This window comes from Actinoplanes sp. NPDC049118 (assembly GCF_040648555.1).
Lineage (GTDB): Bacteria > Actinomycetota > Actinomycetes > Mycobacteriales > Micromonosporaceae > Actinoplanes.
Genome location: NZ_JBEZDY010000051.1, coordinates 1 through 18058, shown reverse-complemented (window position 1 = coordinate 18058; position 18058 = coordinate 1). Strand labels below are relative to the sequence as shown.

Sequence of the window (18058 nt, the reverse complement as noted above, 5' to 3'; positions counted from 1 at the left end):
CGGTCGGCTGGTGCGCGACGTAGGCGTTTGCGCAGGTGGTTCTCCGGATCGCTGGCCACCGCCGTGGTCTTGTCACTGGTCGCGACCGCGCCGGCGCCGGCGGCCTCGGCGGCGGAGAAGTCGAAGCCGGGTAAGCCACAGGCGGAGAAGCTGGACCGCGACGGCGGACCGGTCTCCGGTAGCCGTGCCTGGACGCAGAGGAAGGTTCGGGACACGCCGGTTGCACCTCCGGTGTGGCCGAAGGCGGCTACCGCGCACGTCGACCTTTCCGCCGCGGTCGCCGCCCGATCAGCGGCGGCCACCCGCCGGGTCAAGGCCGGCGATCTCCCGGTATTTGTGGGTGATGCGCCGGGTGCCGCGGGTGCCCGGCTGTCCAAAGTCGACGTGCAGGTGGTAGACCGCAAAGCCGTTCCGGCCACATGGCGGGACGGCCTGATGATGCGGGTGAGTGCACCGGGCGGTGCGACCGCCGGCATCGCGAGGCTTTCGGTTGACTACAGCGGATTCAAGAAGGCATACGGCGCCGACTGGGCCTCACGTCTGAAGCTGTGGCGAGTGCCGCAGTGCGCGCTGACCACGCCGGAGGCGTCGGCCTGCCGATCGGTGCCGCTATCGACGACTCTGGACGAGTCTGCCGGGCTCGCCTCGGCGACGGTGAGCGTCGACGCGGACAGCACCGCCCCGGCGGCGGTGTCCGCCGCCCGGTCCTTCGTGGCACTGGCCGCGGCGGCGTCCGGTTCGGATGGTGACTTCGGCGCCACCGGCCTGGCCGCGTCCTCGACCTGGTCGGCAGGCGGCAACTCGGGCGACTTCTCCTGGTCCTACCCGGTGCGCGTCCCACCGGCCACCGGCCCGGCGCCCCAACTGTCGCTGTCCTACTCCTCGTCGGCGGTGGACGGCCGGTCCGAGGTGACCAACAACCAGCCGTCCTGGATCGGTGAGGGCTTCGAGTACTCGCCCGGGTACATCGAGCGCCGCTACGTGCCGTGTGCCGAGGACTCGAAGAACGGTGCGAACAGCACTAAGTCGAGCGGCGACCAGTGCTGGCGGTCGGAGAACGCGACGATGAGCCTCAACGGCCGCGGCGGCGAGTTGATCTTCCAGACCGGCAAGGGCTGGCACAACCGAGCCGAGGACGGCTCAAAAATCGAGAAGCTGACCGGCGCCTCAAATGGCGATGCCGGTGACGCGGCGTACGGCGACGTAGGGGAGCATTGGAAGGTCACCACCACCGACGGCACGCAGTACTTCTTCGGTCTCAACGACCTGCCCGGCGAGACGTCGGCCACCAACTCGACGCTGACCGTTCCGGTGTTTGGCAACCACTCTGGCGAGCCCTGTCACGCGACCGCGTTTACGTCATCGGACTGCAAGCAGGCCTGGCGCTGGAACCTGGACTACGTCGTCGATGTGCGCGGTAACACCATGTCGTTCTGGTACGGCAAGGAGACCAACAAGTACGCGCAGAACGCGACCGACTCCTCCGACGTCACCTATGACCGTGCCGGGTACCTGACCCGGATCGACTACGGGACCTACGATCGCACCCAGGCCGCGCACGGCGTCACCGAACGTAACGTCAATCCGTACGCCCAGGTGGTCTTTGAGCCCGACATGCGGTGCTTCTCCGACTGCGGCAGCGAGTCGGCGCCGAAGACCGCCAACTGGAAGGACACGCCCTGGGATCAGGAGTGCAAGGAGAGTGCGACGTCCTGTTCGGGTAAGTACTCGCCGACCTTCTGGACCGCCAAGCGGCTTAAGTCGATAACCACAAAGGTGTGGGACACCAGCGTCTCGCCGGCCCGTTGGCAGGACGTGGACAGGTGGGTGCTGAACCACACGTTCTCGGCGACCGCCGACTCCACACATACCGGCCTCTGGCTTGAACGGATCGACCACGCCGGCCTGGTCGGTGGTGAGACCAGCCTGCCGCCGGTCACCTTCGAGGCGGTATCGATGGCCAACCGCGTGCTGACCGAGAACGGTTCGGCCGACAACTGGCTGCGGATATCCAGCATCGTCACCGAGACCGGCGCCCGCATCAAGGTGGACTACTCGGAGCCCGAATGCACGGCAGGCATCGTGAAGACGCTGGAGCCGCAGTCCAACACGCGACGCTGCTATCCGGTGCTGGTGACTGACCCGAACGACCCCACCGGGGAGAAGCTGGTCGAGCAGTGGTGGCACAAGTACGTTGTCACGCACGTCGCGGAGGACGACCTGCAGGTGCCGACTGGGCACCCGGCCCCGACCAAGCACACCCGCTACCAGTATGAAGGCGATCCAGCCTGGCACTATGCGGACGACGACGGTCTCGCCAAGCCCGACCGCAAGACCTGGGGCCAGTGGCGTGGCTACTCCGAGGTCCGCACCCAGGTCGGCGATGAGGTCAACACTCGTACGTTGACTGTCACGAAGTTCCTACGCGGCATGCACGGGGACCGGGCTGCGCCGTCCGGCGGCACCCGCACAGTTCCAGCCCCCGCCTCAGTCGGTTCAGAGACCGTCTATGACGAGGACCAGTTCGCCGGGCAGATTCGCGAGCAGATCGTCTTCAACGGTGTCGACACGAAGCCGGTGTCAAAGACGGTGAATGTGCCGTGGCGCTCCAACCCGACGTCCAGCCGTACGAAGAACGGCGACACGGTCGAGGCCCGCTACGTCAACACGGCGGTCACCTATTCGTCGGATGCGCTGGGCGTGGACGGCAGCCGGGGCTGGCGTACATCCAGCGGTCGCAAGAGTCTCGACCAGACGTACGGAACGGTGAACTGGTCGCAGAACGACGGTGACATCGCCAGGACAGGCGACGAGAAGTGCGTCTCGTACACGTATAACCGCAACATCGGCAAGAATCTGACGCAGACGGTCAGCCGTACCCTCACCACGGCGCTCCCCTGCGGAACCGCGCCGTCGGACGTCAACTACGTCATTTCCGACGCACGCAGCTACTACGACGGGGCCACCAGCCTCACCACGCCACCGACGTACGGCTCGGTCACCAAGACTGAGCAGCTCAAGGACTGGATGGCGGAGACCGGCACGGTGTGGCAGAAGGCATCAGAGTCCACGTACGACAGTGCCGGCCGCGCCAGGACGACGACGGATATAAAGGGCAACCTTACCGAGACGACCTACACCCCGGCGGTGGGCGGGCCCATCACCAAGGTCAGCACAAAGAATGCCCTAGGCTGGACGACGAGCATACAGTCCAACCCGTACTGGGGTTCGGCCACCAAGCAGTACGACGAGAACAGCCGGCTCAACGCGGACGTGGACTACGACCCGCTAGGCCGGGTGTCGCGGGTGTGGCAGCTGGGATGGACCCGGGCGGCCAATCCCGACAAGCCGAACGCGCAGTATGAGTACAAGTTCGCGCCGGACCGGAATGCGTACCCGTACATCAAGTCGCAGACGCTGAACGCCGACGGCAATTACATGACGCAGTACGAGATCATGGACGCCCTGCTGCGGCCGCGGCAGACCCAGTCGTATTCGCTGGGCGGCGGTGGCGACCGAGTGGTCACCGACACCATCTACGACGAGTTCGGCCGGGCAGCCACCTCCTACGGCGCACACACCGAACCGGGCGCGGCGTCTGGCACCCTCTGGTCGGAGCCGGAGTGGTCGGTGCCGTCGGTCGATAAGAATCTCTACGACCGGGCGGGCCGCGTCACCAACGCGATCTTCCTGAGTGGCGACGGGGTCAGTAACGTCGTGGAGCAGCGACGCACCGTCACCGCGTACGAGGGCGACCTCACCAGGGTGACCCCGCCGGTGGGTGGCACACCCACCACCACGGTGACCGACATCGACGACCAAGTCGTGGCGCTGCGGCAGCACACCACAGCGTCCGGCGTCAACGGGGCGTATGTCGAGACTAAGTACTTCTTCAACCGCAAGGACCAGCAGGTCGAGGTCGTCGACCAGGCCGGAAATGAGTGGAGCAGCGCCTACGACGCTAAGGGGCGGCTTGTCCGCAGCACCGACCCGGATAAAGGCAGCACCCTGACCGCCTATAACGACTACGACGAACTGGAGAGCACGACCGACGCCCGTGGCGAGAAGCTGTTCTACACATACGACAAGATCGGTCGTAAGAAGCAGGTCCGCGACGACTCGGCGACCGGGCCGCTGCGCACCGAGTGGAAGTACGACAGCCTCTATGGAGGCCAGACCGGCTTCAACGGGCAGCTCACCCAGGCTGTCCGGTACGAACCGGCCGGGTCGGCCAACGCGTACAAATGGCAGGTGCGCGGCTTCAACGCCCGCTACCAGCCGACCGGCGTCAACCATGTGATCCCCGGGACCGAGACCGGCCTCGACGGCACATACATCTATGCGTACAAGTACTCCGATGTGACCGGGGCGCAGACCTCGATGTCGTATCCGGCGGCTGGCGGCCTCGTCACCGAGGAATTGACCACCGACTACGACAGCGCAACCGGCCTCCCGGCCCGCCTCGACACCAGCCTGACCGGATCGGTCGGCACGATGGCTACGGCGTCCTACACCGCGTACGGCGAGCGGTCCGGCTCGACTTACAAGATGCCGGACGGCAAGTGGGTCCAGGACTTCGTCTATCGCGACGAGGGCACCCGACGGATCTCCCGCACCACGGTCAAGCGGGAGACCGTGGCCGGCACGATCTCCGACCGCAACTACTCATACGACGAGGTCGGCAACATCTCCTCGATCGAGGACAAGCCCGAGGTAGGCGAGGCTGAGAAGCAGTGCTTCCGTACCGACCCGCTCGGGCGTCTGACTAGCGCCTGGACGCCGAAGACGACGATCGACTGCAAGACAGGTCCCGCCGTCGCCGACTTGGCTGGCCCGGCGCAGTATTGGCAGGACTGGACGTTTGACTCCACCGGCTCGCGGCTGACCGAGACCAGCCACGTGACGGCCGGAGCCACCCTGCGGGAATACACGGTGCCGAAGGGCGGGAAGGACATAGTCCGGCCGCACGCGGTCACCGGAATGACCACCACCCTGCCGGGCAAGGCGGCCACCACCACCGAGTACAGGTACGACGACAGCGGCAACATGATCTGTCGGCCGGTCGCTGGCAGCACCGGCAACGACTGCGACACCAACGCGAACAGCCAGACCCTTGGGTGGGACTCCGAAGGTGAGCTCGCCACGGTCACGGCCGGGGGAAGCGCGGTCGAGAGCAATGTCTACGACGCCGAAGGCGGCCGGCTCATCCGGCGTGACTCGACCGGCACCACGCTCTACCTGCCGGGCCAGGAAATCCGCAAACAGGGCGGTTCCACGATCGGCACCCGCTATTACACGTTCGCGGGCACGATCTGCGGTTCCCGCAAAGCATCCTCGGCGATCACCGACCTGACCTGGCTGTTCGCCGACCACCAGGGCACACAGCAGATCGCCGTCAACGCCGGTACGCAGGCGGTGACCATCCGGCGGCAGACCCCCTACGGGGCGACGCGCGGCACCAACCCGGACTGGGTCAACGGCAAGGGCTTCGTAGGCGGCGACAACGACCCGAGTGGCCTGGTCAACATCGGCGCCCGCCGGTACGACACGATGCTCGGCCGGTTCATCTCCGTCGACCCGGTGATGGACCTGGGCGATCCGCAACAGTGGAACGCGTATTCCTACGCCTACAACAGTCCGGTCAGCCACGCCGACCCCACCGGCGAGGACCCGTGCCCCGGCGGCGGTGGCGGCTGCTACTACGACGGCACGACCACCGCGCGCGACGGCGTCACCAAGGCAAGCATGGACAAAGCCATGAAGCTCAGTGACCAGTACGTTGGCGAGATCAAGCGTCAGAAGACCGTGGAGCGGGAGGCGGAGCAGGCCGCGCAGCAGCGGGCCGCGCAGCAGCGCGCGCGCAAGGCGAAGGAGTGCCAGGCCAGCTTCTGGTGCCGTCAGGGCCGGAAGGTGAAGAACGCCGGCGCGGCGACCATGGACTTCATGGCGAAGCATGCCGATGTGGTGGGCGTGGTCGCCGGCGTGGTCGTCGGGCTGGGCTGCACGGTGCTTACCGGCGGTGGCGGAGCGGTCCTCTGCGGTGCGCTGGGCGGTGCGGTCACCGGGCTGGTGACTGCCGGCCTCGAGTGCTACGGCGGTGACAAGAGCAAGTGCGGGGCCGGCAACCTGATCAAGGAGACGGCAATCGGCGCCGGACTGGGCGCGGCGGGCGGCATATTCGGTGCGGCGGGCGGCGGGCTGATAAAGGGCGGCCTAAGCGGGGCGAAGGCGGCGGTGACCTCGCTGCCGAAACAGGCCCTCGGCGCCGTGCGGGAAGTGCTCCCGCAGCAGGCGAGCATGGCGATCGGAGGTTCCGCCAAGGCGAACGCCAGCTCGTTCGCTCGCGCGACGGCCTCGACCTGGGGACTCGACGTGAGCCGCGCGGGCGGCGGCGCGCTGGGTCACATTAAGATTGCCGCCGACACGGCGCGCCTGATGGTCAAGGGCGGGCTGTCCGTCGACGGTGCTCTCGGTGCGGTCGCCGGCGGGTTGGCGCCGACGACCAACAGCGATCTCCAGGAACTCATGGCAGAAGGACCTTCGTATCATCCGATCAACACGCCGGTTCAGGTTCTCGGCGGATTCCTGGGAGGAGCGTTCTCCTGATAGATCGACCCACCGAAGCCGCCTACACCCGGAAGATCAGGCTCCGGGAGGAGTCGGCGTGGCGGCGGCACGGGCCGGTCGGATACCGGCTCGTGAAGCTGTTCCGACTCGTCGTCCTGCTTGCCGCGGCCTACCTCTCGACGATCGCGGTCAACACGTTGGTCGCGTTCTATCCGGGCACGGGTTCCGTCGGGGCGCAGGGCCCGGACGAACGCGCGGTCCACGTGCGGGTCGAGAGCTGCGAGCGCGTCGGGCCGCTGCATGACCGGCGGCTCGGCTTCTGGTGGGTTTGCCGGGTTCGGCTGCCGGAGGGCGGACAGGCCGAGGTCGATCGGTCGATTCTCACGAAGGCCGACGTCGACAAGACTGTCGAGCTGCACGAGGCCTGCTTCGATCCGCCGGAGGCCCACTGCAATCTGGGCAAGGAAGCCAGCGCCGGGGGGCAGATCTATGCCGGAGTGTTGTATTACCTCGGATGGTTCCTGTTCATCGGCCTCCTGTTGTGGGCATTCACTTGCCTGCTGGCGGCGGTGGGCGGGGCATCCCGGTTTGTAGGTTTCATTGATTGGTGGCAGCGAAAAATTGTGAGAGGCCGGTAATGATCGACGCGGACAGGTACCTGAAGGGCGTGGAGGAGCGGCTCAACGCCGACGGCTGCGCGGTGACCCACGAGAAGCTCGGCTTGGTCGGGTACAAGTCCCAGATGCGGGCCCTCGTGCGGGGTCACATCTTCCTGGTCGCGGCGAAGGCCGGCGCTATCGACGAGGCCGCCATGAGTGAGTTCGCCGCCGAGGCCGTCAACCTGGCCGTCGAGCGCAAGGGGCAATGGCGCGGTTTCCAGTCTGGCGTGGTCGTGCTGCCGGTGATGGTGGCGGAAAGCGCCGATCAGGGTGCCGTGGCGATCACTCAGCGTCCCCACCAGCTCAACCTTGGCGGTTTTGCGGTCCTGGCTCAGCCCGCCGTCGTCGACCTCGCCGCCGGCAAGTCCCACACCTTCCGCGGCACCCGCATCTGGGGCTACGCCTTCAACGCCCTGATCAAGAAAAAGCTGGCGCTCTATCTCCCCGACCCCGCCTGAACGGCCCCGTGTCTCGTGGCCTTGGGATCAATGCGGCCGGTTTGTGGACAGGCGTTGTTGACGGCTTCCTCCCCATGGCCTGATGGTCATGGGGAGGAAGCTCCAGGGCGGCACCGAAGAGGTACCCCGACGACCTGCGGGCACGTGCTGACACTGCGGCCGCTTCGCGGTCGCGCTCCTGCTACGAGGTCCGGGGCATCGGCGAGTCGACCTTCTATCAGCGGGTTAAGCAGGCCGAACTGCCGTGCGACCGGGACATGGTCGATCTCGGCCTGATCTCGAACTTCCACTAGATCTGGGAGACCTCGGGGGCACATGCCGGCGCCGGACCTGGTCAACCGGCCGTTCACCGCTGCCGGCCCGAACCGCCTGTGAACCGCCGACGCCACCCAGATCCGGTGGGTGAAGGCGTGTTCTGGCCTGTCGCCGTTCGGGACATGTTCGTCGGATCATGGGCTGGAAGCCTTCGACCGCCGCGGCACCGACCTGATCCTGGCCGCACTCGAGTGCGGCAGCTGGTCCCGGGGTGTCCCCGAGTGCCAGCTGATCCACCACAACTCCCCACGAGAAGACTGCGGTGCAGTGCAGTGCATCAGCGTGCCGATGAGGGCCTGTTCCTCGGATGCAGAAATGCTCGCAGCCGGTCGGGCTTGTACCTGTTGAGAATGTCGAACCTCGTCCCGCGCGTCGCCCCACTCGGCCCGAACCTGGTGATACCAGAAGTCAATATCTCGACCGGCCATGCGCCGTTCCTATACCGCGGTGATGCACCCGTCCATGCGGCTTGTACAGCCAGTCGATCGACGGCGGTGGAGGTAGCTGTGACGCTCAGGCCACGTTCGCATGGCGGCGGCGCTCAGTCGCTCCCCATCAGGGCTTTCGACGCTGGCTTCGACCCGACCCGTTTCCAGACCAGGCCGCCAGCCTGCTACCGGGCCTCCTGGCAGCTACCCGGACCGGACTCACACCGGCAAGCGACGACGAGCTTACAACCCAAGATCGACTACATCAGTCCACCTCCAGGTCTGCTGGACGCACGAAAGAGGGAGGCTAATGTGGCGGCCATGAGTGATCCATTACGGCCCAAGTCCCACCGACCGCCGCGGCGATCCCTACTCAAGGCGAGTGCGGTCGGAGCTGGTGTGGTGGCGGCCGGGACCGGTGCGACCATGCTGGCCGCCGGTACCAGGATCTTCAACAGCGGATCGGCCCGCCCCATGCTGCTCGGCGCTCCCTCCGCCGTTGCGGCATTGACTCCGGCGTCCTGGTCGCAGAACTTCCAGAAGGGCCATGACTGGACCGCCACCGGCGGCAACGTCGGGAAGGTCATCCTCGACGACACCACCGGGTTCGTACGCGGCAAGCAGTCCGTTTCGCTGACCACCGCCGGCAGGGCCGGCGACGACGGGACCGATGCCGACCAGGCCAGCGTGGAGCGGCTGGGCGGCCCAGCGGTGAACCTGAAGGGTAAGGCCATCCGTCTGATCTTCAAGGTGTCCGACGTGAACAAGCTGCGCTGGATCAACTTCTACGTCGGCACGTCCGGCCTGGCCAACGCCTTCCGGTGGCGGGTGCACACGCACTCGAACAAGCAGAACTGGGTGCAGTCTGGCGAGTGGGTGGCGGTCACTCTGCAGTGGGGTGACCTCAACGGCTCCAGCGGGGCGTACAAGATTAACGCGGCCCGTGTGCCCTCCGTCCGGGCCGGTTTCACCGACATGCGGTTCTCGGTGATCGACGCCGGCGCGGGCCCATGCACCGTCTGGCTCCAGGCGGTCGAGATAGTTCCGGACGTCAACTCCACCTATTCCAACGGGCTGGTCTCGATCACCTTTGACGACTCGTGGCAGGACGTTTTCACCAACGGCCGTCCGCTGATGGACAAATACGACTTTCGCGGGACCACGTACACGATCGCCGACCAGATCAACACGGGCGGCAAGTTCACGACGGACCAGCTGCGGGCGGCGCAGAACCTGTCCGGGTGGGAGGTGGCCGGGCACTCCTATCAAGGCGCCGTGCATGCCGCCCGCTACAGCGGGGTGAGGGCTGAGGTGGTCGACAAGGACGCCGGCGCGCTGCGCGGCTGGATGAGGGAGAACAACTTCCACAGCGACTCGTTCGCCTATCCCGGCGGCCAGTTCGGGCAGACGACCGACGGCCACAGCATCGAGGCGATCGTGCAGCGTTACTTCTCCACCGGCCGGTCGATCCTCGCCGAGGACAACCGGGAGTGCACCCCGCCGCCGATGCCGATGCGGCTGCGCTCCCTTACCGGCATCAGCTCCACGCAGAAGGGGATGTCGAACCCGGACACTCTGATCGGCCGGGGTGGCCTGCTCGACCGCGCCCAATACGCTGGCGGCTGGCTCATCCTCTGTTTCCACCGGGTCGTCACGACGACACCGGCGGACAGCTCCGAGTGCCATCGGGACGACTTCAAGAAGATCATGCGGGCAATCAAGGCCCGGGGCATGGAAGTCCGTACGGTCGGCGAGGTCATGAGCTGACCGAAGACATCGTCGCGATCGGGGAGTGGCACTTTCGCGTTCCCCGTCCCTGTCGCTGACCACCCATACTGAAGGCGCGAGGTTAGTGCGGTGATGAGAGATGATGCCATCGGCGGGTGAGGTCCTCGGGGTTGTGCAGCCTAGAAACTTCATGATCACCGATGTGTTCTCACTCGCCGCCTTCGCCTCCACAGAGGCCATTCATCCCGCGAATCCCCAGATCAGACGCCTGCCTTCAGACTACGCAATCGCCCTGGGCTCCTGCCTGTGATAGCTGAGGCCTGCGTCTGAGCGTAGGCGATCTGCGCTTGCCGAGCGGTGCCGAGACCACCCCGTCGACGGCGCGTCCGCGGTTCCTGCTTATCGGGAACTGAGGTACCAGCTGCTGTACTGGATCCGCAAGCCGCGGACATCGTCCGTCCAGACGCCGGGCGGTCGCTGGGTCCTTGCGACCTCACCGACGAAATACGTTATCCGGCTCGTTGCAACTCATTACAGCCTCCGATTGCTTGACAGATATTTCCCGCCTATCGTGCCGGCTGAGAAGAAATTCGTTTGATGCGGCGGAGAACGCCCAGCTACGTCCAGACTGGAACACTCATTCGGTAATCCTGAAGCAGGAGTGAACGTGGCGAGCGACTACGGTCACGTGCCGAGCACGTGACCGACCTGATGCGGAGCTCCTGCCAGGAGAGGTCGTAGAGCGTGCGGCCGTCGGAACCTGTTCAGAGTCGACGTGGCGTGCCTCGTCTTGGCTGGGTCGCCTGGTCGCTCCATGGTCGCTCGGATGTTCCGTACCGGGACGGACGCACTCGGACGAGGCCGGATTTCGGCGCATCCAAACGACATCAAGGCTGTAATCGACGTGCTGGACGGAGAGCTATGTAGCCGAGCGGGGTCGGACGGCACGTAAATAGCGTCCATTTCTCATATCGAGGTGATCCTATTTGAATACTGCAGACTTTTAATCCCCAGCTCGAACTTCGGTACAGCGCAGGATCGCGTTGGTCGCACGGCGAGCGGTGTTGACCTCGATTTGGTTGACGACATAATTGCCGCTTCCGCTTCGTCCTGGATGGCCCGTGACGCGGACCGGGATCCAGGTGAGGTATCGGTCATTGAGTGGGCGGCGGCGTTCGGCGGTCATGGCGTCGAGATCCGGCGACCAGCTTGATCCTGTTGTCTGTGACGTCATCGAGTTGAGGCAAAGTCAGGCTTCACCTTCGACAGATGCCCGCACCGGCCCTGCCCTGGCCGGGATCAGATTCCAGCAACGACGAGGCCCCAGTTGGCCCAGCCATCGCCCGCTCACGAATGCTCGGTAGTTGCTCGGTGAGACGTTGGCACCGGTTGGCAGCCGTTGGTACTACCTAGCACGGGTTGGTACCAGGCCGATCGTCGCGGGATCGGTGTGCTCCATATTTGCTCCATGGGCCGGAGCAACGGCAGGTCAGACGCGTTGGCAGTGGTTGGTGCGCCCTGGTACGCGTTGGTATCCGCTGGCAGGTAAGCTGAGCACTCGCGCCCTCGTAGCTCAGGGGATAGAGCATCGGTTTCCTAAACCGCCCAGAGCGTTTCTCAACGAAACAGACAATGCCTCGGTCGCTAGGCAAAACACCTTCTGACCTGCACCAACAGCGAGGCGTCGGTGTCAACCGTCGGACTCGTGTTATGCAGTCGTATGCCACCGGAAGCGGCCGTTTGTCGCCAGTCGTGCAGAGTACGTGCAATGGATCTTGGCAGTGATTCAGCAGGTCAACAAATGCAAAACAGGGCCGCAGTGCGCCGACTGCGACCCTCACATTTGGTAGGCGTTCACCCGTCCAGCGCGGCCTCGATCTTGGCGTTCATCCGCTCCTGGTCCCCGTCGAGGCACTTGGCGTAGACCTTGAGCAAGACATCGACAGAGTGGCCAGCGCGCTCTGCGACATCGGTCGCGGGGACTCCGGCGTTGAGCCATAGCGACACACCAGCGTGGCGCAAGTCGTAAGGGCGCCGCGCCAGGGGCGAGGACAGCCGATCGGGGGGCAGGGCCAGAGCGCGCGTAGCCCGCCAGACCTGTGTATAGGTTGTGCTACCCACCACATTGCCTCTCGGGCTGCGAAACAGCCGGCCGTGCTCATCGGCGCCGAACCGGTCGAGGTGCTCCCTCAGAATGCGCACTAGTACGGGTGGGGTCGGCACGTCGCGGGAATCGTGCCGGCCACGATGCTTAAGCCCTCGATCGTCGTGGACGTCACCGCTGTCGGTGTACCGCTTGCCCGCGGCTGGCCGCGAACGTTCAATCGTGATGAGTCCCCAGCCCGTCTCGGGAAGCTTGCAGTTGGCTTCTCGTAGATCCAGCGCCTCGCCCGGGCGAAGACTGGCGTAGTAGACACACGCGAAGAACGCACGCAGGCGCTCGCCCCGCCAGCCGTGCTCGCCGCGTGTCCCGACGTAGGTGACGGCGATGAGCAGCTCTTCGGCCTGGCGCGGATTGATCACCACACGGCGGTCTACTTCTGTGGTTACCTTTTCGCGCACCGATCGCACACGGAGTTTGTCCACCGGGTTGAAGTCCAACAGGTCGAGCTCCACGGCGTACTGCAGGACATTGTAGAAGACCGCGCGTTTGCGTCTTTGGGTAGTGGCAGCAGCCGCTCGCCCATCTGACTGTGTCGTAAGGAAGTCGAGCACCGACCTGACAACGGCCGGATCGCTTAACTCGGACAGCGGAAGTGATGCCCTCTCTAACCAACGCAGAGCCGCCTCGATCTCGGCCGGTCGTTCCATCCGTCGGGACTGAGGGAGCAGTTCGTACCGGCGTAGCGCTCGCCGGAGCAGGGCAGGATCGGGCCGACCACCGATGTCCCGTACAAGAACCGGAGTCACGGTGGCCAGCGCCTCGGTCATGCTGTCACGGGACGTGGCTGCCGCATGGGGCCACTTCATGTCCAGGTAGCGACGGACGAAAGACAGCCAGCTGACCCGGTCCAGGGCAGGGACGAGTGAATCAGGTAATCCGGAGTCCGAGTCGAACGCTTCTCCCCGATTGATGGCCTGCATCAAATCCGACCGATGGTTGTCTGCCAGGGCGCGGGTCGAGAACGTACGTGACTTGGGCAGAGCCTCGACGACCCACCGCACCGTGTAGGACTTCTTCCGTCCAGCGAGGGCGTTGATCTGGATTGCCCGAACCCGGACGTTGCGAGACTTCATGCTGCCGCCTCTCGGTGGCGGTCAATCCATTCCTGTAGGTCACGGCGGTAGACGCGTAGTTCGCCGTTGGGCAGTCGCACGCAGGCCGGGGCGATTCCCAGCTCGCGCCAGCGATAGAAGGTCCGTCGCGAAACGTCGTGCAGGATGTCGAGTACTTCCCGCACCGTCAGTAGGTCGTTGTCCACCGTCAAATGCCTTTCTCCGATCTGTGTCATGCGGCGACCGGCTGAGTGCCGGTGATGGTGCTTCCGAGTTCGTGGGCGATTTCTTCGTGTCCGGCTTGTTGTCGGGCGCGGGCCAGTGCGGCAGCGGTGTTGGCGAGCAGGGCGTCGCCGTGGGTGTGCCAGCCGACTCCGGCGAAGGTGAGGGTGCCGATGAGCAGCGTTGTATCGGGCTCAAGGTGTTCGGCGGATGTCGGCGCCTGGGGGTAAGCGTGTGTAGGCGCGTTGTGCTCGTGGCGGCGGTACGCGATGCGCGCGGCGCGTAGTGCGCCGAAGGTGGTGGAATAGCGGCGCGCCTTGGTGAGGAAGTGGCCGCCGAAGCCGAGCATGTGCGCCCACCGGCGGAGCCGTGTGTACGGGTGGGGTTTGCTCGTGTTGGCCGGTTTGGTGTCGAGGCTGGCTTGACGTTCCGCGACGCAGACCGGGCAGGCGGCGTAGCGGGTGCGGGTGCCGCAGTCCTGGCACGTCCAGGGCGTGCCGAAGGGGGTGAGCCGGTCGCCGGGGTCGGGGTAGGGGACGGGCCTGCCGGTCAGTGGAGTCGGGATGTGGGTGGCGCGGCCCAGATGCCAACAGGCGTCGATGAGGCGGGCGATGTGGTCTCCGGCCGGGTCGGCGAAGTCGTCGACGGTGTCGGCGGTGATGCGGCTGGAGGTGTGCCCGGTGGCCTCGGTGCTCTTGGTGGCGTACTTGGCAAGGTATCCGGCAACCATGGCGTCGGTGACCTCATCGTTGCCGGTCATGGTGATGGGCCGGATGTCGACCTGCTCGCCCCAGCCGATGTGCCAGCCTTCGCGCCGGTCAGGGTGGGCTGGGGAAGTAAAGGCGATGTCCGTCGCGGCCTGGGCGAAGGCGACGATGAGATCGTCGATGCCGATCCTGGCTGGTGGCGTGATGAGGTCGGCCGGGTCGTCGGGGTTGACGCCGTCGAGACGGGCGATGGCGTGGAAGTGCACGGCACCGCGGCGTTGCATTTCGGCGACCTTGCCGGGCGAGAGCCGGACCGGGGCCTTGTAGGTGACCTTCCCTGTGGCGGACATGGCGGGGTGGAAAGGAATGCCCCGGCGGCGGCACAGCTTCCTCAGGGACCGTTCGGCAGCCTGTTTGGTGCGGTGCCACAGTTCGGGGGCGAACAGGTTGAACACTGCCTGGTGGGTGTGGTCATAGCAGTCCAGGCACAGCGGTTGCCCGAGGAGCGGGTCGCCGGTTTCGTGGCGGGCCCAGCAGGCCGCCGGCTGTTCGTGCCTGCAGGTGCCGGTGTCGCGGCGGGGGTGGCAGGGCTCAGCGCGGCAGTCGCAGCGGCGCCGGTCGGCGCAGGAGTGCTTGCGGACGATGCGGTTGTGCACGGTGCCGAACGAGGGGGCGGTGAGGGTGACGAACACGGCCGGGTGCGTCGCCACGGTGGTGGGGACGCCTTTGCCGCCGACGAGTCCGGCACGCAGCAGCTGGTAGGCGTCGCGCTGGTATGTCTGCGCGCAGGACGGGCAGACGGTGGCGCGGCGGTTCCCGCAGGCCTTGAAGATGGCGGCGTCGGGCAGGCCGTCGGTGTGTCGGTCGTTGAGGAGCCGTCCGGTCGTGGCGTCGACCGTGGACAGGAGGCCGGACAGCCGGATCGGGCGGGTGCATCCGGCGGCGGCTTTGACGTGTTCGAGCCAGACGAAGTAGTCCGGTCGTGCAGCGCGGGCGAGAGCCTGCCCGGCGGCGGTGTACGACGGGTCGGGTTGCGTCCACGTCGTCATCTGGCCGCTCCAATGGGCCAGTCGAACAGGGCAGGCTGCCGGTCGTGCGGCCGGGACGCGGTGGCGTGTTGACGCCACCGGTAGGCATAGCGAGGGCAGTTGGCACAATTGATGTGACCCGTGCAGCCGGGTAACGCCGACTCGCGACGGGCGGCAATGGACCAGGCCATCGAGTCAGCAGAGTTGAGCAGGTGGGAGTAGCGGCGCAGGCCAAGGATTTTGAAGCCGAACCCGTGTAGGCGGGTGATGCCAAGGCCGTGTAGGGCGGTGAGGATGTGGCCGGCTTCGCTGGTGTTCTGGCGGCGGCAGACGCTACCGACTCCGACGAGGGGCTCGTTCGTGAGGTCGATACCAGCTCGGGCGTAGAGGTCGGCGCAGCGCAGGTAGTCGCCGGGTGTCTCGCCCTGGACGACGGGGATGATGGTGAGGTCGTCTGCAAGGCTGCGCAGCTGGAGCAGGTTGTCGACCGTGCGCCGGTGGTGCTCGGCGATGGTCAGGCCGGTCTTGGCGGTGATCCGGCGTTCACACATCCAGTCCTGCGGGGCAGCCCACAGCAGCGAGCCGATCTCGTCGCGGTAGCGGCGAATCCGGGCCACGTACTGGGCTGGAGTAGGGCCATGGTCCCAGCTGCCGTGCGTGGACAGTTCTGTAAAGCCGCCGGAGTCCAGGGCCCATGATGTGACGGCGCGGGGCAGGCTGCGGTAGCCGCGTAGCCGCCGGTCGGAAATGAACAGGGGTACCGGATGCGATTGAGGGCCGTCGAGGTGGTCGCGGCTGAGCCAACTCGGCATGTGGGTGCCGAGCAGGAACTGTACTGAGGCGATAGTTTCGGTGTTCGATCCCGCACCCCGGGCGGACTGCTCCCGGGATGCGAGGTCCAGCGTCGAACTCATCAGGCAGCAACCCCGGTCGTGACAGCGGTTGGGTGCTGCGGGCCGTGGTGGCCGGTGAAGGTCGCGGTGACCGAGTGCTCGATGACGGTGACCCGGCAGGCCGGGCACTGCCGTACGACGGGTTCGTGACGGCCACACGCGATGGTGTCGCCGGACCGGATGGTCACCGGCTTGCGGCAGGGGCCTCCGTCGACGACGGCGACGATGCGGCGATGGGTGTCGTAGGGGTGGGGTTCCGGGTCGGCGGGGCAGGTGTGGGTGCGGTGGTGAACGTCGACGCGGATGAAGGTCATCGGGCGCCGCCGAGCACAGGTGTGTTGCCGTTGATCTGGGCATGGTGGCCGGGCTTGACCGTGGCGAGGAGTTGTCCGGCGATGGCCGGGGTGACGCTCATCCGGGCGGCGAGCTCGTCGACGGTGATGGGCTGGCCGGTGGTCTGCTCGTGCTGGACGACGGAGAACCGGGCGACCGAGATGAGGTGAGCCGGAGGCTCCGGCCGGGGTGCGGTGTCGAGAACGACCGGTGCCGCGATAGCCGGCGTTTCCTCGGTGACGGCGGCTGTTTCGTCTGTGGTGACGGCGGGCGGCGTCGGGGTGTGGGCGGGGGCCAGGACGAGTTTGACCAGGGCCATGAACGCCAGTGCGGGCACTGCGGAGAGCAGCCATCCGGACGGGCCGGGTTTGGCGACCGCGAGTTGCGCGGATAGGGAGAGCCCGGCGGCGGCGATGAGCAGCGTGAGGGGGTAGCCGATCGGGCCGTTGGTGCGGCGGCGTCGCCGGATGGTGAGCAGGGCGGCGACGGGGACGAGTTCGGAGATGACGGCGTTGGCCCAGCCGAACCAGTCGGGTGTGCCGACCGGGGTGTTGTCCATCGTCCAGTCGTGGACGTGGGTGAACGATGCGGCACCGGCCGCGACGGCGACGAGTAGGAGGATGGCGACGAGGACCAGGCCCTCGGCCTTCTCCGTCCGGGATTTGGGGGCGGTCATCGGATGCCTCCGTTGTTGGTCAGCGGGATGACGCTGGTGATGCCGAGGCAGTTCGGGCACCAGACGGTGGCGAGGCCGTTGTGCAGGAGCGCGTTGATGCGCTCGTCGAGGGGCATGAAGTCGGCCGGGAACAGGCCGTAGTCGCCGCAGACGTCGCACCAGTCGTCGGTGGGGCACATGCGGAAGACCGGTCCGAGGTCGGGGTGAACGCCAATCGGGGTGAAGCCGTCGATGCACCAGGGGCAGGCGGCGTTGGTTTCCTGGTCGTGGGGCACTGGTGTGGTCATCGGGTGCCGCCTCCGGGTTCGCAGATCAGGCATGCGCCGGCTGAGCGGGGGATGTAGTAGGGCCGGGTGATGCCGCAGTGGCGGCAGGTCCGCCGGGCGAGCAGCATCCGTGCGATCAGGGCGCGTTGTGCCGGGGTGGCGGTGCGTTTGGGTGCGGCGAGGTCGCGGCGGTAGAGGTAGGCGACGCGGCGTTGTTGGCGGTGCCGCCAGAGCATTTGCGCGACGACGGGTTGCCCGCCGGGTCGGAGTCCGTCGGCGCGGAGTTGGCGCCGGGTGGCCAGGTTGTCGGGGGCGTAGTGGTAGGGGAAGGTCGGGAAGCCGTAGCGGGTCCCGAGCGGGTCGTAGAACTCGGCCCGTATGCCGGTGCGGGCGGTGAGGGCGTCGAGGTCGGTCATCGCCGGTCACCGCCCCAGCGCTGTTGGGCGGCCTGGCGGGAGATGCCGAGACGGTCGCCGATCTCGGCCCAGGAGTAGCCGTGAGCGCGCAGGCCGATGACGGCGTCGCCGATGGCGTCGTCGAGTTCGGCGGACAGTCCGACCAT

Annotated in this window: 12 protein-coding genes; 4 read left to right on the top strand and 8 right to left on the bottom strand. The window is 66.5% G+C overall.

The genetic code is table 11. The features are described from left to right. Positions 1-63 precede the first annotated feature (63 nt). The 4 genes from AB0B58_RS41380 (at position 64) to AB0B58_RS41365 (ending at position 10194) form a co-directional block, all read left to right on the top strand. Positions 64-6606: an RHS repeat-associated core domain-containing protein gene (locus AB0B58_RS41380; RefSeq protein WP_360236577.1), complete on the top strand. Its 6543-nt coding sequence runs from the start codon at positions 64-66 to the stop codon at positions 6604-6606. Positions 6607-6698: 92 nt separating this feature from the next. Next, positions 6699-7205, top strand: coding sequence for a DUF6346 domain-containing protein (locus AB0B58_RS41375; RefSeq protein WP_360236574.1), 507 nt, complete (start codon positions 6699-6701; stop codon positions 7203-7205). Then, on the top strand, positions 7205-7684 hold the full coding sequence (locus AB0B58_RS41370; RefSeq protein WP_360236571.1) for a hypothetical protein: 480 nt from the start codon (positions 7205-7207) through the stop codon (positions 7682-7684). Before AB0B58_RS41375 ends, AB0B58_RS41370 begins: the two co-directional genes overlap by 1 nt. 665 nt (positions 7685-8349) lie before the next feature. Then, a complete protein-coding gene (locus AB0B58_RS41365; protein WP_360236568.1) occupies positions 8350-10194 on the top strand; it encodes a polysaccharide deacetylase family protein in 1845 nt (614 codons plus the stop codon). 1815 nt (positions 10195-12009) lie between these two features. On the opposite strand, the gene AB0B58_RS41360 is transcribed toward AB0B58_RS41365, so the two are convergent. From AB0B58_RS41360 to AB0B58_RS41325, 8 genes are read right to left on the bottom strand one after another with little or no spacing between them, the layout of a single operon-like run. Then, positions 12010-13392, bottom strand: coding sequence for a site-specific integrase (locus tag AB0B58_RS41360; protein WP_360236565.1), 1383 nt, complete (start codon positions 13390-13392; stop codon positions 12010-12012). Beyond that, positions 13389-13607: a helix-turn-helix domain-containing protein gene (locus AB0B58_RS41355; RefSeq protein WP_360236562.1), complete on the bottom strand. Its 219-nt coding sequence runs from the start codon at positions 13605-13607 to the stop codon at positions 13389-13391. The genes AB0B58_RS41360 and AB0B58_RS41355 overlap by 4 nt, the downstream gene beginning before the upstream one ends. After that, on the bottom strand, positions 13604-15349 hold the full coding sequence (locus AB0B58_RS41350) for a replication initiator (protein WP_360236559.1): 1746 nt from the start codon (positions 15347-15349) through the stop codon (positions 13604-13606). Before AB0B58_RS41350 ends, AB0B58_RS41355 begins: the two co-directional genes overlap by 4 nt. After that, positions 15346-16242, bottom strand: coding sequence for a hypothetical protein (locus tag AB0B58_RS41345; RefSeq protein WP_360236556.1), 897 nt, complete (start codon positions 16240-16242; stop codon positions 15346-15348). The genes AB0B58_RS41350 and AB0B58_RS41345 overlap by 4 nt, the downstream gene beginning before the upstream one ends. After that, on the bottom strand, positions 16242-16535 hold the full coding sequence (locus AB0B58_RS41340) for a hypothetical protein (protein WP_360236553.1): 294 nt from the start codon (positions 16533-16535) through the stop codon (positions 16242-16244). The genes AB0B58_RS41345 and AB0B58_RS41340 overlap by 1 nt, the downstream gene beginning before the upstream one ends. After that, the gene (locus AB0B58_RS41335; protein WP_360236550.1) at positions 16532-17230 is read right to left on the bottom strand and encodes a hypothetical protein; all 699 of its coding nucleotides are present in this window, start codon (positions 17228-17230) and stop codon (positions 16532-16534) included. Before AB0B58_RS41335 ends, AB0B58_RS41340 begins: the two co-directional genes overlap by 4 nt. Next, positions 17227-17517 carry a hypothetical protein gene (locus AB0B58_RS41330; protein ID WP_360236547.1) on the bottom strand — a complete coding sequence of 97 codons (291 nt, stop codon included), beginning with the start codon at positions 17515-17517 and terminating at the stop codon, positions 17227-17229. The genes AB0B58_RS41335 and AB0B58_RS41330 overlap by 4 nt, the downstream gene beginning before the upstream one ends. Further along, positions 17514-17912, bottom strand: a complete 399-nt coding sequence (locus AB0B58_RS41325; protein WP_360236544.1) for an RRQRL motif-containing zinc-binding protein — start codon at positions 17910-17912, stop codon at positions 17514-17516. The genes AB0B58_RS41330 and AB0B58_RS41325 overlap by 4 nt, the downstream gene beginning before the upstream one ends. Between the last annotated feature and the right edge of the window lie 146 nt (positions 17913-18058).